2 protein-coding genes are annotated in these 1,876 nt (G+C 42.5%); both read left to right on the top strand.

The window, feature by feature from the left end; all coding sequences use genetic code 11:
• Positions 1-895 (top strand): beta-barrel domain-containing protein (locus VE944_RS32975; RefSeq protein WP_324987666.1); only part of this gene is annotated, 895 nt, incomplete at its 5' end.
• A 389-nt stretch (positions 896-1,284) separates the two neighbouring features.
• The coding region (locus VE944_RS32970) for a flavin monoamine oxidase family protein (RefSeq protein WP_324987664.1) at positions 1,285-1,876 on the top strand (592 nt) is incomplete at its 3' end.

The raw sequence follows: 1,876 nt of genomic DNA, 5'->3' as shown, positions 1-1,876 counted from the left end.
CAGCGTTGCCAATGCCAAAACAAACCTTGTCAACGCAGATAGCATTCGGATCAAAATTGAAAGTAATTTGGCACTGGCACAAGAAAGGGAAAAAAGCCTACGCACCTTAATGACTCCTGGTGCTGTACCTCGTGTCGATTATTTGGATGCCCAAGAAAGATTAACTCGTACACAGACAGAAATCACTAAAGCACAAGATGAAGTGATTAATGTCCAGAATAGAATCACAGAGGCTCAAGATAAAGTTGCATCATTAGAAAAAGATATTGCTGCCCAAGTCCAAGAAATTCGCCAAGCACAACAAGCTTACAATGCTGCACGTAGTCAGTCCCAGCGTGTAGCATCAGAACGCCAAAGTGAAATTTTGACCCAGTTCAACAAGCGTAAAGAAGAACTGACAACTGTTCAAGGTCAATTAGAACAGGCGAGAAAGCAGCAAGCTTTAGAAACGATTGAAGCTCCTGTTGCCGGTACAATCTACAGAGTTAAAGCCACCAAGGGGCCAGTGCAATCAGGTGAAGAATTGCTGTCAATTTTGCCGGAAGGGGAAGAAATGCTCCTAGAGGTGAAAGTTCTCAACCGCGATATTGGGTTTATTCGTCAAGGAATGAAGGCAAAAGTGAAAATGGCGACTTTCCCCTTCCAGGAATTTGGCACTGTGAATGGGGAAGTTATGCAAGTCAGTCCTAATGCAATTGTTGATAAAGAATTAGGCTTAGTTTTTCCCACCAGAATTAAGCTAAATAAACACTCAGTTAACGTTAGGGGTCAAGAAGTAGAATTTACACCAGGTATGTCTGCTTCAGGTGAAATTGTCACTCGTAAAAAGTCAGTTTTGACATTCATCACTGAGCCTGTGACGCGGCGGTTCAATGAGGCATTTTCCGTCAGGTAGCTTTGTAGTTTCTGCTGTCTTTATAGCGTTTCTTAATCATACAAGGTACATCATAGCCCCCTCTTCGCAAGCGGGGAGGGGTTCTTGTACTTAACTCAATCGACAACCGCCATATCAGTTACGCCTAGCATCCCACAAAACACTGATTTAGTCTTGGTAAACCAAAGCTTTCAAGAAGAATTTAATTATTTTTCATATTTAATTTAATTACTTCATCAAAAAAGTGATTTCAACCTGCAATTATTAATCTTATTTGATATGGCGGTTCCTATTTAGATGGAGTACAACATTACATAACGAGGTGTAGGGTCACGGCAGTGCCGTGCCCCTACAGGTATATCTCACGTAAACGATAACCGCCATAATTGGCGGCAATAGAGGTGTGCTTAATGGCCAGGTCTGCATTAATAATATCTTTGCAACGCGCTTATAAAATTGCGAGGGCATCGCTTAAAACTGGCATTCCTACCGATGAGATAGTTGATATTTTAAAACAAAGAACTACTCGTCGCCGCTTACTTTATGGGGGTTTGGGATTAGTAAGCGCATTAGCTACAGCTACCTGGCATCATGGACGTGATTCTACGGCTTTTGCCACAATTCCCAAAGTGCTGGTAGTGGGTGCGGGAATTGCTGGCTTGACTGCTGCCTACCGCTTACGTCAAGCTGGAGTTCCTGTAGACATCATTGAAGCGAGGAGCCGCGTTGGTGGTCGGATATGTAGTTTAGCTAACGCAGCAGGTACTGGCGTGCCCGTAGAGCTAGGTGGAGAATTCATTGATACAGATCATACGAAATTGCGATCGCTTGCTCAAGAACTTGGTTTAACAATAGTCGATTTAATCGCTACTGATAAAGGATTAGTGCCAGAAACATGGTACTTTCAAGGACGCAAAATTCCCGAATTAGAAATTATTAATTACTTCATTCCTTTAGCAAAGAAAATTGACGAGGATTTAGTTGCCATTGGGGATGGAGATG

The sequence above is a fragment of the Nostoc sp. genome (assembly GCF_035638895.1).
GTDB lineage: Bacteria > Cyanobacteriota > Cyanobacteriia > Cyanobacteriales > Nostocaceae > Nostoc.
This window is presented reverse-complemented; position numbering and strand designations above follow the sequence as displayed.